The 16,815-nt window shown below is 66.4% G+C and carries 17 protein-coding genes; 8 read left to right on the top strand and 9 right to left on the bottom strand.

Annotated features, from left to right (window positions below):
- Positions 1 to 46: 46 nt before the first annotated feature.
- The gene (locus tag H3005_RS05245; protein ID WP_191077710.1) at positions 47 to 1,006 is read right to left on the bottom strand and encodes a sodium:calcium antiporter; all 960 of its coding nucleotides are present in this window, start codon (positions 1,004 to 1,006) and stop codon (positions 47 to 49) included.
- A gap of 73 nt (positions 1,007 to 1,079) precedes the next feature.
- Entirely contained in the window at positions 1,080 to 1,724 is a 645-nt protein-coding gene (locus H3005_RS05240; protein ID WP_100553833.1) for a hypothetical protein, read from the bottom strand.
- Between the two features lie 124 nt (positions 1,725 to 1,848).
- Between H3005_RS05240 and H3005_RS05235 the strand changes: the two genes are divergently transcribed.
- Positions 1,849 to 2,385 (top strand): hypothetical protein, encoded by a 537-nt coding sequence (locus tag H3005_RS05235; protein ID WP_191077709.1) that lies wholly within the window; start codon positions 1,849 to 1,851, stop codon positions 2,383 to 2,385.
- Between the two features lie 50 nt (positions 2,386 to 2,435).
- Here H3005_RS05235 and hmgA read toward each other — a convergent pair whose 3' ends face one another.
- Together hmgA and hppD are read right to left on the bottom strand one after the other, a co-directional pair.
- Positions 2,436 to 3,734 carry a homogentisate 1,2-dioxygenase gene (gene hmgA, locus H3005_RS05230; protein ID WP_191077708.1) on the bottom strand — a complete coding sequence of 433 codons (1,299 nt, stop codon included), beginning with the start codon at positions 3,732 to 3,734 and terminating at the stop codon, positions 2,436 to 2,438.
- A 103-nt stretch (positions 3,735 to 3,837) separates the two neighbouring features.
- Positions 3,838 to 4,950, bottom strand: coding sequence for a 4-hydroxyphenylpyruvate dioxygenase (gene hppD, locus H3005_RS05225; protein WP_181393117.1), 1,113 nt, complete (start codon positions 4,948 to 4,950; stop codon positions 3,838 to 3,840).
- A 129-nt stretch (positions 4,951 to 5,079) separates the two neighbouring features.
- Between hppD and H3005_RS05220 the strand changes: the two genes are divergently transcribed.
- The 3 genes from H3005_RS05220 (at position 5,080) to H3005_RS05210 (ending at position 7,426) form a co-directional block, all read left to right on the top strand.
- On the top strand, positions 5,080 to 5,574 hold the full coding sequence (locus H3005_RS05220) for a MarR family winged helix-turn-helix transcriptional regulator (RefSeq protein ID WP_050815698.1): 495 nt from the start codon (positions 5,080 to 5,082) through the stop codon (positions 5,572 to 5,574).
- Positions 5,575 to 6,117: 543 nt separating this feature from the next.
- Positions 6,118 to 6,345 (top strand): hypothetical protein, encoded by a 228-nt coding sequence (locus H3005_RS05215; protein WP_100462157.1) that lies wholly within the window; start codon positions 6,118 to 6,120, stop codon positions 6,343 to 6,345.
- A 19-nt stretch (positions 6,346 to 6,364) separates the two neighbouring features.
- Positions 6,365 to 7,426, top strand: coding sequence for a PDDEXK nuclease domain-containing protein (locus H3005_RS05210; protein ID WP_191077707.1), 1,062 nt, complete (start codon positions 6,365 to 6,367; stop codon positions 7,424 to 7,426).
- A gap of 41 nt (positions 7,427 to 7,467) precedes the next feature.
- Here H3005_RS05210 and H3005_RS05205 read toward each other — a convergent pair whose 3' ends face one another.
- The 4 genes from H3005_RS05205 to H3005_RS05190 all read right to left on the bottom strand — a co-directional run bounded on the left by H3005_RS05205 (position 7,468) and on the right by H3005_RS05190 (position 11,951).
- On the bottom strand, positions 7,468 to 8,607 hold the full coding sequence (locus H3005_RS05205; protein ID WP_191077706.1) for a hypothetical protein: 1,140 nt from the start codon (positions 8,605 to 8,607) through the stop codon (positions 7,468 to 7,470).
- A 170-nt stretch (positions 8,608 to 8,777) separates the two neighbouring features.
- A complete protein-coding gene (locus tag H3005_RS05200; protein WP_100462741.1) occupies positions 8,778 to 9,380 on the bottom strand; it encodes a thioredoxin family protein in 603 nt (200 codons plus the stop codon).
- A 16-nt stretch (positions 9,381 to 9,396) separates the two neighbouring features.
- Complete coding sequence (locus H3005_RS05195) at positions 9,397 to 10,896, bottom strand: oligopeptide:H+ symporter (protein WP_191077705.1); 1,500 nt, start codon at positions 10,894 to 10,896, stop codon at positions 9,397 to 9,399.
- Positions 10,897 to 11,075: 179 nt separating this feature from the next.
- Entirely contained in the window at positions 11,076 to 11,951 is an 876-nt protein-coding gene (locus H3005_RS05190; RefSeq protein ID WP_099819712.1) for a tryptophan 2,3-dioxygenase family protein, read from the bottom strand.
- A gap of 325 nt (positions 11,952 to 12,276) precedes the next feature.
- Between H3005_RS05190 and pdhA the strand changes: the two genes are divergently transcribed.
- From pdhA to H3005_RS05170, 4 genes are read left to right on the top strand one after another with little or no spacing between them, the layout of a single operon-like run.
- Entirely contained in the window at positions 12,277 to 13,359 is a 1,083-nt protein-coding gene (gene pdhA, locus H3005_RS05185) for a pyruvate dehydrogenase (acetyl-transferring) E1 component subunit alpha (protein WP_089237414.1), read from the top strand.
- Entirely contained in the window at positions 13,352 to 14,419 is a 1,068-nt protein-coding gene (locus H3005_RS05180; protein ID WP_191077704.1) for an alpha-ketoacid dehydrogenase subunit beta, read from the top strand. The genes pdhA and H3005_RS05180 overlap by 8 nt, the downstream gene beginning before the upstream one ends.
- Before the next feature lies 1 nt (position 14,420).
- On the top strand, positions 14,421 to 14,774 hold the full coding sequence (locus H3005_RS05175) for an SH3 domain-containing protein (RefSeq protein WP_025874583.1): 354 nt from the start codon (positions 14,421 to 14,423) through the stop codon (positions 14,772 to 14,774).
- Complete coding sequence (locus H3005_RS05170; RefSeq protein WP_191077703.1) at positions 14,771 to 16,165, top strand: dihydrolipoamide acetyltransferase family protein; 1,395 nt, start codon at positions 14,771 to 14,773, stop codon at positions 16,163 to 16,165. Before H3005_RS05175 ends, H3005_RS05170 begins: the two co-directional genes overlap by 4 nt.
- 82 nt (positions 16,166 to 16,247) lie before the next feature.
- Here the strand turns inward: H3005_RS05170 and H3005_RS05165 are convergent, their stop codons facing one another.
- The gene (locus H3005_RS05165; RefSeq protein WP_191077702.1) at positions 16,248 to 16,634 is read right to left on the bottom strand and encodes a VOC family protein; all 387 of its coding nucleotides are present in this window, start codon (positions 16,632 to 16,634) and stop codon (positions 16,248 to 16,250) included.
- Positions 16,635 to 16,815 lie beyond the last annotated feature (181 nt).

Genomic DNA, 16,815 nt, shown 5'->3' with positions numbered 1-16,815 from the left:
GCCGGCACTACCTCAGGCCGCGCGCGGGGTGGATCCATCGCAGCGGTCAGACCGGTGTGACCAGCGCGATTTCCAGCCCCAACCAGGCCACGAACGCGCCTAGCAGCACCGCACCTTCGATACGGCTGATGCGCAGGTCGCCGCGCAGCATCGGGTACAGCACCAGGGCGAACGCCAGCAGCGCCGGCAGTTCCAGGCGTACGAACGAGGCCGGCAGCGCCAGCGGCTGCAGCAGCCCCATCGCACCGATCACCAGCATCAGGTTGACCACGCTGGAACCGAGCACGTGGCCCAGCACCATGTCGCCGTGACCACGGCGCGCTGCCGCGACGGCGGCTGCCACCTCCGGCAACGCGGTGCCGATCGCCACCGGCAGCAGACCGACCAGCAGCGGTGTCCAGCCCAGCGCAGCACCAAAATCAGCAGCAGCACCGACCACCAGGCGCGCGCCCCAATACAACGCCAATGCGGCAATCAGCACGCGCAGCACATTCAAGGGCAGGCTGGTGCGGCTCAGTGCCGACTCGGCGATGATCGCCTGTACCTCGGCGCTCTCATGGCGCCCGCGTCGCAGCAGCAGGAACTGCACCACCACGAACCCGGCCACCAGCACGCCAGCCTCCCAGCGCACCAAGCGGCCATCGAGCCCGAACACGATCAGCAGCAGGCCCGCGGCCAGCAACGCCCACCACAGCACCGTCTGCAGGCGGGCACGCAACAACAGCGGCGCGGCAATGGCAGCCATTGCCAGGGTCAGGCCAAGGTTGACCACGCTGCTGCCGACGGCGTTGCCCAAGGCCAGCTCCGGCTGGCCCATCACCAGTGCGCGGGCGTTGACCGCCAGCTCCGGCAGCGAAGTAGTGATGCCCAGCAACAGCAGGCCGGCGGTGAATGCGCTGGCACCGAAGCGCTGTGCCAGGCCGGAAACGGCTTTGACGATGGAGTCCCCGCCCAGAGCCAGCAACAGCAGGCCGAGCAGGAACCAGGCAATGGCAATGGCGATCATCGAGCACTCCCCAGCGGTCGTGGCGCGATTCTACGCTCGGCCCACCCGCTGCGGGTGAGCCGAGAAGGGTGGATCAGCCGCAGCCTTCGGCGTAGTCCACCTGCGGGGTCCTGCCGACCCGCCAGGCGCCGACCTTGCCGTCAGCGCCGAGGGCGAAATCGATGATCGCCGCGCCCTCCTGCGCCGGGCGCACGCGCAGGTGCTGGGCCTTGTCGTCGTACTTGTCCGGGCCAACGTCGGCGCGCTCGGGATAGAGCACCTGCAGCTCGCCGAGAGTCATGCCAACGCGGCCGCCACCGGGGGCGACGATGGACGGGCTGCGTACGTCGTAGCGGACCAGCTTGCGCGCCTCGAACATCAGGCGCGGGTCTTCGGCGTCCTGCGGGCGCAGGAAGTAACAGCCTTCATTGGCATCGTCGGCAGGCAGCGGCTTGCCAGCGGCATCGGTACCCAGGCCCTGCAACGGCGTGCCGAAGCCACTGCGGACCTCGGCGATGCCGGCGCCCAGCGTGGCGCCGCCGAAGCCATCCAGGCGTGCCGGGCTGTCGCGGCGCGGGTCCACCGGCGATGCGGTGGCCAGATCGGCGTCGGCGGGAACGGAGGCGTCTTTCGCCGGTGCGGTTGCGGCAGCAGGCGCGTCCGGCGCGGCGGTTTCGGGACTACGGTTGCAGGCGGCCAGCGACAACAGCAGCAGGCCGGCAATCGGGAGGTGCTTCATCGGTGCGGATCCTTGGCACAGGGTGGGTGCACGCTACCCCAGCGCGCGTGCAGGCGCTGCATTGTCATCGCGGTTTCATCGCCCTCATTCAGGCTGGGCAAGCACCGACTTGGCTGTCCTCCCCATGCAACCGCGCAAGACCGACCTCGCCCGAACCGCGCTGCAGGCCCACCGCGCGCCGCTGGACATGCGCCAGCGACGGCTGCTGATCCTGTGCGATGGCCAGCGCAGCATCGCCGAGCTGACCGCACTGCTGGGGCAGGACGCGGCAGCGATGGTGATCCAGCTGATCCAGGCCGGATATCTGGTGACCGGCGCGGACGCCGCCATTTCCACGCAACCTGCGCCGAGTGTGGCTGCTGCCCCGCTGGCGCCGTCAGCCGCCGCAGCGTCCGCCGCGCCAGTCGAGCGACGCCGCTCGCTGGTCGCCGCGCGCATCTATGTGCTGGGAATCCTGGAGATGCAGCGGCATCCCAACGCAGCGGCGTTGTTCCGCGACCTGCAGCAGGCGCGCGCGGAAGGCGAGGTCCTGCGGGTGATGCAGTCGGCGCTGCAGGTGCTGCCGGCGCTGACCTCGGAAGGCTACTGCCAGCGCGTGCGGCAGCGGCTGATGGAGGCGCTGCCGGTGGAGCATTGCAGCGCGTTCGCCGAGGTGGCCTGAAAAAAAAAGGGGACGGAGGGAATTNNTAATTCCCTCCGTCCCCTTTTTCATCAACGGAAATTGTTGCGCAGGCCGTTCCAGCACTGCTGGTAATCGCCCTGCCGGTGGCCTGCGGCCAGCGCCTGCGCGGTCGGGCGGATCACCCCACGGGTCTCGAACATGAAAGCCATGGTGTCCTTGATCACGTCCGGCTTGGACAGATCGGCACTGGAGGCCTTGTCGAAGGTCGGCGCGTCCGGACCGTGGCCACTCATGCAGTTGTGCAACGACGCACCGCCCGGCACGAAGCCTTCGGCCTTGGCGTCGTAGGCACCATGCACCAGGCCCATGAACTCGCTGGCGATGTTGCGGTGGAACCACGGCGGGCGGAACGTGTTCTGCGCCACCAGCCAGCGCGGCGGGAAGATCGCGAAATCCATGTTGCTGGTGCCCGCGGTGTCGCTGGGCGAGTGCAGCACCAGGAAGATCGACGGATCCGGGTGGTCGTGGCTGATCGAGCCGATGGTGTTGAAGCGGCGCAGGTCGTAGCGGTACGGCGCGTAGTTGCCATGCCAGGCCACCACGTCCAGCGGCGAATGGTCGATCGGGGCACGCCACAGGCGGCCGTCGAACTTGGCGATCAGCTCGAAATCACCGTCGATGTCTTCGAACGCTGCATGCGGGGTCTCGAAGTCGCGCGGATTGGCCAGGCCGTTGGAGCCGATCGGGCCCAGGTCGGGCAGCTTCAGCAGCGCGCCGTAGTTCTCGCAGATGTAGCCACGGCTCGGACCGTCAGGCAGCTCGACACGGAAGCGCACACCGCGCGGAATCACCGCGATCTGCTGCGGTTCGATCTCGATCACGCCCAGCTCGGTCAGCAGCCGCAGGCTGCCCAGCTGCGGCACGATCAGCAGCTCGCCGTCGGCGTCGTAGAAGTAGCGGCCGACCATGTCACGGTTGGCCGCGTACAGATGGATGCCGACGCCGGCATGCGCGTCGGGCGAACCGTTGCCGCCCATCGTGTACAGGCCTTCGACGAAATCGGTCGGCAGCTCCGGCAGCGGCAGCGGGCTCCAGCGAAGCTGGTTCGGCGAAGCGGGCTGTGCACCGAAATCGCATTGCAGCTGCGATTGCGCGAACGGAGTGAACTCACCGTGGGTCACCGCCGGACGGATCCGGTACAGCCAGCTGCGGCGGTTGCTGCCGCGCGGTGCGGTGAACGCGGTGCCGGTCAGCTGCTCGGCGTACAGGCCATGGGCCACCTTCTGCGGCGAGTTCTGGCCGACCGGAAGTGCACCGGGCACGGCCTCGCTGGCGAACTCGTTGCCGAAACCGGACTGGTAGCCGCGGGCGGTGATGGCGCTGGACATGGGGGGCTCCTGGGTACGGCGGGACCGGAACGGAAAGCAGCCGAGCATGGCTCGGCTCTACAGATGGGCAGGCGCCGGGACTGGCCCGGCGCTACCGAAGACCTTACAGCACGCCGCGACGGATCTGGTCGCGTTCGATGCTCTCGAACAGCGCGGTGAAGTTGCCTTCGCCGAAGCCTTCGTTGCCCTTGCGCTGGATGATCTCGAAGAAGATCGGGCCGATGCAGTTCTGGGTGAAGATCTGCAGCAGCTTGCGCTGGTGGGTTTCCGGGTCGGCGTCGATCAGGATCTTGTTCTTCGCCAGGCGGGCGACGTCCTCACCGTGGTTCGGCACGCGCTGGTCGATCACGTCGAAATAGGTCTCCGGCGTGTCGAGGAAATCCACACCCTGCGCGCGCATCGCTTCGACCGTGTCGTAGATGTTCTCGGTGAAGCAGGCGATGTGCTGGATGCCCTCGCCCTTGTACGCGTCCAGATACTCGTTGATCTGGCTCTTCGGGTCGGACGACTCGTTCAGCGGAATGCGTACGATGCCGTCCGGCGCGGTCATCGCCTTGGACACCAGGCCGGTCTTCAGGCCCTTGATGTCGAAGTAGCGGATCTCGCGGAAGTTGAACAGGCGCTCGTAGTAGTCCGACCACTGCTGCATGTTGCCGAAGTACAGGTTGTGGGTCAGGTGGTCGATGAAGGTCAGACCGAAGCCCTTCGGGCGCAGCTCGGCGCCGGCGATCAGCTCGTAGTCGCCATCGAAGATGCTGCCGGCATCTCCGTAGCGATCCACCAGGTACAGCATGCAGTCGCCGATGCCCTTGATGATCGGCGCGTTGACCGCCTTGCTCTCCGGCTTGAAGGCGATGGCTTCGGCGCCATTGCCCAGCGCGGTCTGGTAGACCTCCGCGCCCGGCTTCTTGAAGCGGATGGCGAAGCCGCAGGCGCACGGGCCATGCTTTTCAGCGAAGTCGGCGGCGAACGAATCGGGGTCTTCATTGACCAGGAAGTTGACGTCGCCCTGACGATAGACGGTAATCGGACGCTGCTTGTGCTTGAGCACCGCGCTGAAGCCCATCTTGCGGAAGTACTCGTGCAGCTCGGCGCCACGGCCGGCCGGTGCGGCGAATTCGACGAACTCGAAGCCGTCGATGCCCATCGGGTTTTCGAAGGTGGTGACCTGCATGCCGGGGTTGGGATGCGAGGCGGACGGGACTGCGGTATTCATGGCGTGGCTCCGAATCGGTGCCGCATCGGCACAAACCAGGTGCGGGCGGGGTTGGACCCGGCGAGAATGCAGGGTACGGACCCAACACTTATAGTTACACTTGAAACCACCAGCAAGGTGCACCGCAACATGAGCCCCGCCGATCCCGCTTCCACCCGCCTGCGTGCCTCCCACGTCCTGCTCGACCTGGAACAGTTCCTGCCGTACCGGCTGAGCGTGCTGTCCAACCGGGTCAGCGGCAACATCGCCAAGCTGTACGGCGACCGTTATGGCCTGGCCATCCCGGAGTGGCGGGTGATCACCATCCTGGCGCTGTATCCCGGGTCGTCGGCCAGCGAGGTCTCCGACCGCACGGCGATGGACAAGGTGGCGGTCAGCCGCGCGGTGGCGCGCCTGCTGGAACGCGGTTTCATCAAGCGTGAGACGCATGGTGATGACCGCCGCCGCTCGGTGCTGGCGCTGTCGGCGGCGGGGTTCGAGGTGTACGAGACGATCGCACCGATGGTGATCGAGATCACCCGCAAGCTGATGTCGGTGCTGAGCGAGGAAGAGGAGCAGGTGCTGGAGAAGCTGATCCTGCGCCTGGCCGGGGATGGCCTGGAGCGGATGGGCGAAGGGGTCTGAACCCTTCGGGGCGGCGCCCCCCCCCCCCGCCGCCCTTGGCAGGTGTCGACCTTGGTCGACACATGGACCCACGCCAGGCGTGGATGATGTCGCGGGCTGCGCTGTGAGGGATCCGGCGCGCTCCATCGATGACGTGCAACGCGCGGTGTTCATTGCGCGCCGACGAACGGTCTTTCGGCCGGATTCGACTCGACGTGTCGCGTTTACCACCTGATGTTTCGGCATCGGGCCGGTAGAGTCCTGATCGACAGAGCGGCTGTATCGAAATTCGCGCATCGAATGGCATTGCCTATTGGACGGCCGGTCCCATCGGCCCGAGGGTAGGCGCGCAGCGGAGCACCGCTGCCGGGGTTGAAAGCCCGATGATCCGAAGGAAACCACGCCGCACCCGTCGCCGCCCATCGCGGGCGGCGGCGACTCGCGCTGACCTGCTTTGGCGGGCGGTGCGTGGGGCCGCATGGCCGCCGTTCTTCCTTCGGATCACGGTCTTTCAACCACGCATCGCCTGCCGCCTTTCCGGCGGCCTCTCCCCGGAGCTTCGCCATGACACGCCCCAATCACCCCACCACCGAGCCCATCGACCGCGAAGCCGACCTGCAACGCATCGATGAGGCGTTGGCCACGTTGGAAACCGTCACCCAGGCGTGGTTCGAACATCAGCGCCTGAAGGCCTGCCAGCCGGGCCTGCTGCTGTCGTTGAACCGGCTGCTCGACCTGACCAGTCTCGCCAAGGGCTATGCCAGTGCGCTGCGGGTGATTGCCGAACCCTGACCCTGCTGGAAGGCACCTCATGGATGACACACCGCCCCTCACCCTGCCGCATACCCACGATCTGCTGGCTGATATCCGGGAACTGATATCCACGGCCCGCGCCGGGATGGTGAGGACCGTCAATGCCGAACTGACGCTGCTGTACTGGCGCATAGGACGTCGCATCCATGTCGATCAGATGGATGGACGCCGGGCACGCTATGGAGAGGTCCTGTTCAAGCGCATCGCCAGGACACTGTCTGCCGAGTTCGGCGGTTCGTTTGGTGAAAAGAGCCTGCGCAGGATGGTGCAGTTCTCCATCGCATTTGCCGACGAGCAGATTGTCGTATCACTGCTACGACAATTGAGCTGGACCCATTTCATCGCGCTGATCCCGCTGTCTGATCCGCTCAAGCGTGACTTCTACGCCCAGATGGCCAGCACGGAAGGCTGGAGTGTCCGCATGTTGCGCCAGCGCATCGACTCGATGCTGTACGAACGCACGGCACTTTCCAGCCAGCCCGAGCAGACCATTGCCAATGAGCTGTCGGCGTTGCGCAGAAACCAGCAGCTCTCCCCGGGCCTGGTCCTGCGCGACCCGTACGTACTTGATTTTCTCGGGCTGAAGGAGTGCTGGGACGAGCAGGAACTGGAAGGCGCCATCCTGCGTGAAATGCAGGGATTCCTGCTTGAACTCGGGGCAGGCTTCAGCTTCGTCGCCCGCCAGAAACGCATCCAGATCGACGACGACGACTTCCATCTCGACCTGCTGTTCTACAACCGCCGCCTGCGCAGGCTGGTAGCCGTCGAACTGAAGATCGGTGACTTCAAGCCAGCGTACAAAGGCCAGATGGAGCTCTATCTGCGTTGGCTGGATCGATACGAGCGAGAGGAAGGTGAAGAGGCACCGCTGGGCATCATCCTTTGCACAGGCAAGAAGGCAGGCCAGATCGAGCTGCTGGAGCTGGACCGCTCAGGCATCCATGTGGCGGAGTACCTGACATCCCTTCCCTCCCGGGAAGTCCTCAAGCAACGTCTGCAGGCCGCCACGGAGCGTGCGCGGCAACGCATGGAGTTCACTGCTGCAGAGATCGACCGTTAGGGCGTCAACAGATCCACACCACGCGCAGATGGCCCACGCACTCAGCTCAGATGCTTGCGCCGTGCATGGATCCACGGCACCGCAAGCGCGCCGATGGCGCCGCCGGCAAAGCCAAGCGAGGCGGCAACGGTGGCCGCTTCAACCGCCCCGGGCAACGCCAGCGCGGCAGTGACCAGCAGCAGCGACGGCAGGCCAACAAACGTACCGAGGAAGAATGGCCAGCGCGGCGACCAGGTGTTCAGCTGCAGCAGGCTGACCGGCTGCCATGCCTCGGACGAGGCGTCTTCGGCGATCTTGGCGACCACTCTGCCCAGATCCACTTCCGGTAGCAGCTTTCCCGGACGCGCGGCGGCAATCGCTTCGGCCACGGTTTCAACGGGCGGGAAGCTGCCCGGCCATGCCACCGGTGCGGGCACGCCATAGGCGGTCAGCAGGGGCACGCTCAGCCACGGCGCCACCAGCGGGCGCAGCCTGCGCCGACCATGCACGCACCAGATCTGGGACTGGCCGTGCGCGGTCACGCTGTACAGCGCCAGCTCGCTCGGCGGCGGATAACCCAGCATGGTCACCCGCGCCGCCAGGCTGTCCTGGTCCATCGCACGCAGGAAGCCGGGGCGGCTGCGCCCTTCCTGCATCCACGCCAAGCCAAGCGCGCCGACCAGATAGGCCTCGGCAACATCCTTGCTGCCCGCGTTGGCGCGGTCGTCGCTGGCCAGGTACCAGGCCAGTGACTTCGGTTCGGGTACATCGGCCAGGCCCCAGCGGCTGTCATCGCCCAGCACATGGCGCACCGGCAGGCGGGCCGGTGCGGTTTCACCGCGCTCGCCGGGCTGCAGGAACGGCAGCACGCCCTGCACGAAACTGGACAGGTCGATCGCGCGCACGCCGTTGCCGTGCCATTCCGGTGGCAGCAGACCGGCCAATTGCCCTTCGGCGGCCAGTCGATCCAGCCTCGCCTTCTGTTCCACCAGCTTCTGCACCGCGCCCTTCAGCACCACGTTGTCGGGCAAGGCGATCTGCGGCAACCGATGCCGCGGCGGTGCGAGTTCAAGCGTTGCTGCGCCGGTACCGGTGTCATCCAGCAGGGCTTCCTGCGGTGGCAGGGTCACGCCGTCGCCTGCTCCGCCTTCGGCCAGTTCAGTGGCAGGTTCGTGCAGACGTTCGGCGTGATCGCTGTGCATGGGCGTTCCGGTAGGTTGCATCGACGGGTCGTCGACTGAAGTCCTTGCCGGTAACGGCGTGCGCACGCTGAAGTTGAGATGTGGAGTCGGAGAGTGTGACGGCGCGCGCAGTAGATCCACGCCATGCGTGGATGGCCGGGCAGCGGAGAGGCTGCCGGGCAGGCCCGGTGCTACCGGTCAGGCGCCCACTGCTTGAGGAACGCCATCACGCGTGCGGTCTGCACGGTCTTGCCCTTGTGCATCGCTTCGCTGGGCTGTGGCGCCAGCAGCGTGCCGTCGGCATCGATCACCAGCAGGTGCGGGTGCTCGCCTTGCAGCGGCGGGAACTGGCCCAGGAAGGCCGCGTTCGGATTCTCGGCACTGTCGTTGACCTTGACCCACACGTAGTGGGCATCACGGAAGCGGCGCAGATCGCCATTGCCTTCCACGGCTTCATCCAGCGCATGGCAGGGCTCGCAGGCGGCGTTGCCCACTTCCAGGATGATCCGCTTGTTGCCGCGCTGGGCTTCGACCTTGGCCGTTTCCAGGTCGGCAACGGGATTGCGGGCCGGGTCGAACTGCGCGCCAAGCCCGGCGATGGCGGCGATATCGGCCGCCGCCGGGGTGTTGCCCGAGGCCACCGGTTCGCTGGGGTCAGCGACCGGTGGCTCGGTGGGGCGGGTATCCAGGGGCTGCGTGGGCTCGGGGGCAGCGGGAGGTTGAGGCTGCGAACAGGCGCCGATCAGCGCCGCACACACCACTGCCACCACTGCACCACCGAACGTTGTACGCATGCCCACTACCCTCTCATTACTTCACGCCGTGCATCAGCTTGTTGATCAGCGGCGCGACCAGGAACAGGACCACACCCGAACCGATCAAGGCCCAGAACCCGAAGGTATACCCCTTCAGTGCCGATTCGACCGTCATGCCGCCTTCACCACTGACCGCGCCAGCGAAGATGCCCGACAGGTTGTTGCCGATGCCGGTGGACAGGAACCAGCCGCCCATGCCGAAGCCGACCAGGCGCACCGGGGCCAGCTTGGTCACCATCGACAGGCCGATCGGCGACAGACACAGCTCACCGACCGACTGGATGACGTAGACCATGAACAGGGTCCAGAACGGAATCTTGCCGTCCACGACCATCTGCGACAGGGCATACATCAGCAGTGCGAAAGCAGCGCCGTTGAACAGCAGGCCGAGGCCGAACTTGCGCGGGATGGACGGATTGGCGCGGCCCAGGGCCACCCAGATCCAGGCGATGATCGGCGCCAGGGTGATGATCGCCACCGAGTTGACCGACTGGAACCATGCGGTCGGGAAGGTCCACTCACCCAGCTGGCGGTTGACGATGTTCTCGGCCAGGAAGGTGAAGGAGCTGCCGGCCTGTTCGAAGAACATCCAGAACATGACGTTGAAGGCGAAGATGATCAGCATGGCGATCACGCGGTCGCGCTGCACCTTGCCCTCGCGGATGCCTTCCACCAGCAGCAGCACGGCCAGCGCGGCAAACATCACGCCGAGGATCCAGGCCAGCGCGGTGGCGCCGGTGGCGAGCAGGAAGTAGGCCACCGGAATGGCGAACAGCGAACCGACCAGCACCATGATGATGCGGCCGAAGCCTTCAGCACCAGCCGGCGGTGCGCCGATGCCCTTCAGGCCGGCACGACCGATGTAGAACCACACCAGCGAGACCAGCATGCCCACGCCGGAAGCGATGAACACGACCTTGTACGACGGCATTTCCGAGGTGCCGAAGACCTTGCGGGCCAGGTACTCGGTCAGCACCGGAGCGATCATCGCGCCGATGTTGATGCCCATGTAGAAGATGGTGAAGCCCGAGTCGCGGCGTTCGTCCTTCAGGCCGTACAGCTTGCCGACCATGGTCGAGATGTTGGGCTTGAACAGACCGTTGCCGACGATGATCGTGGCCAGGCCGAGCTTGAAGATGTGCTCCTGCGGCAGCGAGATCATGAACAGGCCGACGGCCATGATGATCGCGCCGGTCAGGATCGAGCGCTGGTAACCCAGTACCCGGTCGGCCACGTAGCCGCCGAAGATCGCGGCGGCATACACCAGCGCCAGGTAGGCACCGTAGATGCGGCTGGCGTCGCCTTCACCGGCGGCGTTGCCGTTGTAGAACTGGGCAACGATGTACAGCACCAATGCCCAGCGGATGCCGTAGAACGCAAAGCGCTCCCAGAACTCGGTCATGAACAGCATCCACAACGGGCGCGGGTGGCCCATCGTGGTGTTGAAGTCCGGCAGCGCCGGCTCTGGGGTGTTCGCAGTGGCGTTTACGCTCATGCGGAATTCCTGGTTCGGTGGATGGAGGCACGTCCGATGTGCGGTGAAGCAACGCGCGAGGATCACCGACTTCTGGCGTTCACGTCAAATACACGCCGTTTGAGGCAGGTCGCTGCCTGCTCGCTGAACTTGCATCTGAAACGATCCAGCCAGCCGCGGGCGGCCAAGCTGAATGGGGATCAGGCCAGATCCGGCGGGGGCGCGACCTGCAGCGTGGTACGCACCTGGAACAATTCAGGGAAGAAGGTCAGCTCCAGCGCCTTGGCCAGGAAGCCCACGCCGGAGGAGCCGCCGGTGCCGCGCTTGAAGCCGATCACCCGCATCACCGTGCGCATGTGTCGGAACCGCCACAGCTGGAAGGCCGTTTCCAGGTCCACCAGGTCCTCGCACAGCGCGTACTCGCGCCAGTAGCGGTCAGTGTCCTGGTAGATGCGTTCAAAGACCGGCTGCAGTGCGTCATCGGCCACATGCGGCTGGGTCCAGTCGTGCGCCTCGTACACCGCCGGCACGGCGTGGCCGAAGCGGGCCAGGTACTTCAGGAACTCCTCGTACAGGCTCGGCGCCTCCAGCACGGTGCGCAGCTGCGCCTGCCCGGCCGTGTCGTGCTCGAACACCTGCAGCATCTGCGCGTTCTTGTTGCCCAGCAGGAACTCGATGTAGCGGTACTGCAGCGACTGGAAGCCCGAGGACGGGCCCAGCACGTCGCGGAAACCCATGTACTCGGACGGAGTGAGCGTCTCCAGTACCGACCACTGCTCGGTCAGCTGGCGCAGCACCTGCTTGCTGCGCGCCAGCACCTTGCGGCACTGCCAGACCTCGTCGCGCTGCAGGAAACCGATTGCCGCACCCAGCTCGTGGCCCAGCAGCTTCAGCCACAGCTCGGAGGTCTGGTGCTGGATGATGAAGAGCATCTCGTCGTGATGCGGCGGACTGGACAGCGGCTGCTGCGCGCTGAGCAGCTGGTCCAGCCGCAGGTAGCCGCCGTAGGTCAGCCGCCCCTGCAGATCGGTGTGGATACCGGCTTCGAGATCGCGTTGGTTGTTGTCGACGGACATGGGCGGGACCAGATCGGGGGCGGCAAGGGTAGCGCGTTGCTGCCGCGCTGGCAGCCGCGATGACCGTACCGGGGCGTGCGGCGCGGTTGTGGAACGGCCGTTGCGCGTGGAACCGTTTGCGCCGTTCTACTGGCGCTCAGCCCAAGGCCGTTTGTGATGCTTTGCAGCAATGGCTGAATACGTTGAAGTTATTGGCATCAAGCGCCCGGAAGGGGGTACAAAGGCCGGTAGGCCGTGCTGCGCCGCAGGAGAGCTTTTTCGTACGCATTCCTTAACATGGCGATTCATATCATTTGTAACTTCTCTGTCGAAGGTGCAGTACGCAATGACGGTTGCCGCTGAGTTCAAGATCGAATACCTGCAGTATCTGGACACGGACGGCACGCTCGTCCGCGATGATCTGCCCGAAGCCCTGCGCGACCCGCGCGCGTTGCTGCCGATGTTCAAGCAGATGCTGTTCGTGCGCGTGTTCGACGGCAAGTCGATCGCGCTGCAGCGCACCGGCAAGCTGGGCACCTACGCCGCCTGCCTCGGCCACGAAGCCGCGCATGTGGGCATCGGCGCCTCGATGCAGAAGGACGACGTGTTCGCACCGTCCTACCGCGAGTACGGCGCGATGTTCATGCGTGGCGTGCGCCCGCACGACGTGCTGATGTACTGGGGCGGCGACGAGCGCGGCAACGACTACGGCGGCAATGCAGCCAAGGACTTCCCGTTCTGCGTGCCGATTTCCACCCAGTGCCTGCACGCCGCAGGCGCTGCGCTGAAGTTCAAGCTCAACAAGGAACAGCAGATCGCGGTGGCCGTATGCGGCGACGGCGGCAGTTCCAAGACCGACTTCTACGCCGCACTGAATTCGGCCGGCGCCTACAAGCTGCCGCTGATCCTGTGCATCGTCAACAACGGCTGGGCCATCTCGGTCCCGCGTTCGGCCCAGACCGGTGCCGAGACGCTGGCACAGAAGGGCCTGGCTGGCGGCCTGCACTGCCTGCAGGTGGACGGCAACGATCTGATCGCGGTGATGGCCGCCATGCTGCAGGCGCGCGAACGTGCGCTGGCCGGCGACGGTGGCACCGTGCTGGAACTGATGACCTATCGCCTGTCCGACCACACCACCGCTGATGACGCGCGCCGCTACCGCGACGACGCCGAAGTGAAGGACGCCTGGCAGCGCGAGCCGATGCTGCGCCTGCGCAAGTACCTGACCAACGCCGGCGTGTGGAGCGAGGAAGAAGAAGCTGCCTGGACCGCCGAGTGCGGCAAGCGCGTGGACGAGGAAGTGAACCTGTACCTCAACACGCCGGTGCAGCCGGTCGAGGCGATGTTCGATTTCCTCTATGCCGATCCGCCGCAGGACCTGCTGGCCCAGCGCGCCCAGGCGATCGCCCTGGAGCAGCGCCATGGATGAGATCAAGAACGGCGCGTCCAGCGCGCACACCAACGCCGCCGACAGCGCTGCCGTCGCGCGCGGAGACCAGAACATGACCGACACCCCGATCACCCTCATCGAAGCCATCACTCAGGCGCTGGCCTGGGAGCTGGAGCATGACAAGTCGGTGCTGGTGCTGGGCGAAGACGTGGGCGTCAACGGCGGCGTGTTCCGCGCCACCGCCGGCCTGCAGCAGCGCTTCGGCGCCGACCGCATCCTCGACACCCCGCTGGATGAAACCACCATCGCCGGCCTCACCATCGGCCTGGCCGCGCAAGGCATGAAGCCGGTGGCCGAAGCCCAGTTCGACGGCTTCATGTACCCGATGGTCGACCACATCATCTGCCACGCCGCGCGCCTGCGTTACCGCACCCGTGGCCGCCTGCACTGCCCGATGGTGCTGCGCGTGCCGTGGGGTGGTGGCATCCGTGCGCCGGAACACCACAGCGAAGCCAACGAAGCGATCTTCACCAACGTGCCGGGCCTGCGCGTGGTGCTGCCGTCTTCGCCGCAGCGCGCCTATGGCCTGCTGCTGGCCGCGATCCGCGAGCCGGATCCGGTGATCTACATGGAACCCAAGCGCATCTACCGCCAGTACAAGGAAGTGGTCGTCAACGACGGCGAAGCCTTGCCGCTGGACGTGTGCTTCGTGCTGCGTGACGGTACCGACGTGACCCTGGTGACCTGGGGCGCGCAGGTGAAGGAAGCGCTGGAAGCGGCCGACAAGCTGGCCGGCGAAGGCATCAGTGCCGAAGTCATCGACGTGGCCACGCTGCGTCCGCTGGACTTCGCCACCATCGCCGAGTCGGTGGCCAAGACCGGCCGCTGCGTGATCGTGCAGGAAGCCCCGAAGACCGCGGGCTTCGGCGCGGAAATCGCCGCACGCCTGGCCGAGGAATCGATCTACGATCTGCTGGCTCCGGTCGAGCGCGTTACCGGCTACGACACTCACATTCCGCTGTTCCGCCTGGAGATGAAGTATCTGCCGAGCGTGGAGCGGATCGTGGCGGCGGCCAAGCGCGCGGTGGCGGCAGGCTGACATGCGGGCCCGCCTTCTCGGGGCTTACCGCAGCCAGTATCCCAACCCGCTCCGGTTCCGCACCGGCCAGATCGTCGAAGTAGGCGTACGTGACGAGGAATGGCCGGCGTTTGCCTGGGTGCGCACCAGTGATGGGCGCGCCGGATGGGCACCGGTAGCGTGGTTGCAGCTGTTGGACGATGGTCGCGCAGAAGCCCTGCGCGACTATGACGCCCGCGAGCTGGATGTGGAGAACGGCGAGATGGTCAAGCTTCATCACGAACACGGCGGGTGGTGGTGGTCCGAGCGCGCCAATGGCGCGACGGGCTGGTTGCCTGCCCGCGAACTGGAACTGCTGGAAGAGAACTGCAAATGAGCCAGACCAAGAACTTCAACCTGCCCGACCTGGGCGAAGGCCTGCCGGACGCGACCATCGTCGAGTGGTTCGTCAAGGAAGGCGATGTGATCAAGCTGGACGAGCCGCTGGTCTCGATGGAGACCGCCAAGGCCGTCGTCGAAGTGCCCTCGCCGTTCTCCGGCACGGTGCTGAAGCTGTCCGGCGCTGCCGGCGACATCATCCCGACCGGCGCGGTGCTGGCCAGCTTCGCGCTGGACCCGAACCTGCCGCAGCGCGCTGACGGCCAGGACACCGGCCACAGCCACGGCCATGCCGCTCCGGCCGCTCCGGCCGCACCGACGCCGCCGCCGCTGCCCACCGCAGCCGCCCCGGTAGCTGCCGAAGAAGCCAAGCCGGCCGCCGCCGAACGTGATGACGCCGGCACCGTGGTCGGCGCGATGCAGAGCTCCAACGCGGTGCATGCCGAACAGGCGCTGGCCGTTGGCGGCGTCAAGGCCGTGCCGGCCGTGCGTGCCACCGCGCGCAAGCTGGGCGTGGACCTGAGCCGCGTGCGTGCCACCGGCACCGATGGCGCGGTGACCATGGCCGACGTCAAGCAGGCCGCTGCCGATGGCAGCGCGAAGATCGGCGCCGCACCGGCAGCGGTTGCTGCACCGGCGGCTGCCGCACCGGCTCCGGCCCAGGTGGCCGCGGCGGTACAGTCCGACGCACGCACCCCACTGTCTGCCGCTGGCAAGCCGATGCGCACTCAGCCGCCCGGCGTGGTTGCCAAGGGCCAGCCGGAGCCGCTGAAGGGCGTGCGCCGCAACATGGCCCGCGTCATGGCCGATGCGCACAGCAAGGTCGTGCCGACCACGCTGAACGACGACGCCGACATCCACGCCTGGCTGCCGGGCAACGACGTCACCGCGCGCCTGGTGCGCTCGATCGTGGTCGCCGCGCAGAAGGTGCCGGCGATGAACGCCTGGTTCGATGGTGAAGCGCTGACCCGCACCCTGCATGCGCAGGTGGACATCGGTATCGCCGTTGATACCGACGACGGCCTGTTCGTGCCGGCGCTGCGCAATGCCGACATGCTGGATGCACGCGGCATCCGCGAAGGCGTGAACCGTCTGCGCGAGCAGGTGGAAGCGCGTTCGATCGCAGCGTCGGAACTGAGCGGCTACACCATCTCGCTGTCCAACTTCGGCATGTTCGCCGGCCGCTACGCGACCCCGGTCGTGGTGCCGCCGTGCGTGGCCATCGTCGGTGCCGGCCGTGCCCGCCACCAGATGACCCCGGTGATGGGCGGCGTGGAAGCGCACAAGGTGATCCCGCTGTCGGTGACGTTCGACCACCGCGCTGCTACCGGCGGTGAAGCAGCCCGCTTCCTGCGCGCGATGATGGACGATCTGGCGCTGGCCAGCTGATCCGGTAGGTGCCAACCTTGGTTGGCACATGAATGGAAAACGCCGGGCAATGCCCGGCGTTTTTTTGTGCATGGGGCAACGATCAATCGCGCGCGATCATGCCCTCGGCGCGGCTGTAGACACGCAGGCGATGGCCATCGGGATCGACGCCGACGAAGGTGTGGCCGAACTCCAGCGTCACCGGCGCCTGCGCGATCTGCACACCGAGTGCGCGCCAGGCATCGTGCAGCTGCCGCACTTCATCAGGATTGGCGACCACCATCGCCAGCTCGGCAGCACCCGCCTCGGCGGTGACAGGCGGCTGCACGTCATCGCGTTGCCACAGGCCCAGCGCGGCGCCATCGCCAAGCAGGAACAGGGCGAAGCCGGGCGACTGCTCGACCGGCGGTTTGCCGAGGATGCCGCTGTAGAAGGTGGCGCTGGTGGCGACGTCGCGCACGTACTGCAGCAGGGTGCTGGGCTTGAACATGGGGAAGCTCCGTTGTTGGGAGCATTCATGGTGGTACGGCCCTGCTGACAGATCCTGTCAGCAGCCTCGAGCCTGCTCTGCTGCTGGTGCCCTGGCTCTGGTAGATGTCGAGCTTGCTCGACTGCTGTTGCCCTGGCTCTGGTAGATGTCGAGCTTGCTCGACTGCTCTCCGCGAGCAGCA

It is taken from the genome of Stenotrophomonas sp. Br8, from assembly GCF_014763005.1.
In the GTDB taxonomy this organism is placed as follows: domain Bacteria; phylum Pseudomonadota; class Gammaproteobacteria; order Xanthomonadales; family Xanthomonadaceae; genus Stenotrophomonas; species Stenotrophomonas lactitubi.
This window is presented reverse-complemented; position numbering and strand designations above follow the sequence as displayed.

Coding starts and splice junctions, on each gene's coding strand:
- H3005_RS05245 (WP_191077710.1), bottom strand. CDS start 1,006: ATGATCGCCATTGCCATTGCCTGGTTCCTGCTCGGCCTGCTGTTGCTG.
- H3005_RS05240 (WP_100553833.1), bottom strand. CDS start 1,724: ATGAAGCACCTCCCGATTGCCGGCCTGCTGCTGTTGTCGCTGGCCGCC.
- H3005_RS05235 (WP_191077709.1), top strand. CDS start 1,849: ATGCAACCGCGCAAGACCGACCTCGCCCGAACCGCGCTGCAGGCCCAC.
- hmgA (WP_191077708.1), bottom strand. CDS start 3,734: ATGTCCAGCGCCATCACCGCCCGCGGCTACCAGTCCGGTTTCGGCAAC.
- hppD (WP_181393117.1), bottom strand. CDS start 4,950: ATGAATACCGCAGTCCCGTCCGCCTCGCATCCCAACCCCGGCATGCAG.
- H3005_RS05220 (WP_050815698.1), top strand. CDS start 5,080: ATGAGCCCCGCCGATCCCGCTTCCACCCGCCTGCGTGCCTCCCACGTC.
- H3005_RS05215 (WP_100462157.1), top strand. CDS start 6,118: ATGACACGCCCCAATCACCCCACCACCGAGCCCATCGACCGCGAAGCC.
- H3005_RS05210 (WP_191077707.1), top strand. CDS start 6,365: ATGGATGACACACCGCCCCTCACCCTGCCGCATACCCACGATCTGCTG.
- H3005_RS05205 (WP_191077706.1), bottom strand. CDS start 8,607: ATGCACAGCGATCACGCCGAACGTCTGCACGAACCTGCCACTGAACTG.
- H3005_RS05200 (WP_100462741.1), bottom strand. CDS start 9,380: ATGCGTACAACGTTCGGTGGTGCAGTGGTGGCAGTGGTGTGTGCGGCG.
- H3005_RS05195 (WP_191077705.1), bottom strand. CDS start 10,896: ATGAGCGTAAACGCCACTGCGAACACCCCAGAGCCGGCGCTGCCGGAC.
- H3005_RS05190 (WP_099819712.1), bottom strand. CDS start 11,951: ATGTCCGTCGACAACAACCAACGCGATCTCGAAGCCGGTATCCACACC.
- pdhA (WP_089237414.1), top strand. CDS start 12,277: ATGACGGTTGCCGCTGAGTTCAAGATCGAATACCTGCAGTATCTGGAC.
- H3005_RS05180 (WP_191077704.1), top strand. CDS start 13,352: ATGGATGAGATCAAGAACGGCGCGTCCAGCGCGCACACCAACGCCGCC.
- H3005_RS05175 (WP_025874583.1), top strand. CDS start 14,421: ATGCGGGCCCGCCTTCTCGGGGCTTACCGCAGCCAGTATCCCAACCCG.
- H3005_RS05170 (WP_191077703.1), top strand. CDS start 14,771: ATGAGCCAGACCAAGAACTTCAACCTGCCCGACCTGGGCGAAGGCCTG.
- H3005_RS05165 (WP_191077702.1), bottom strand. CDS start 16,634: ATGTTCAAGCCCAGCACCCTGCTGCAGTACGTGCGCGACGTCGCCACC.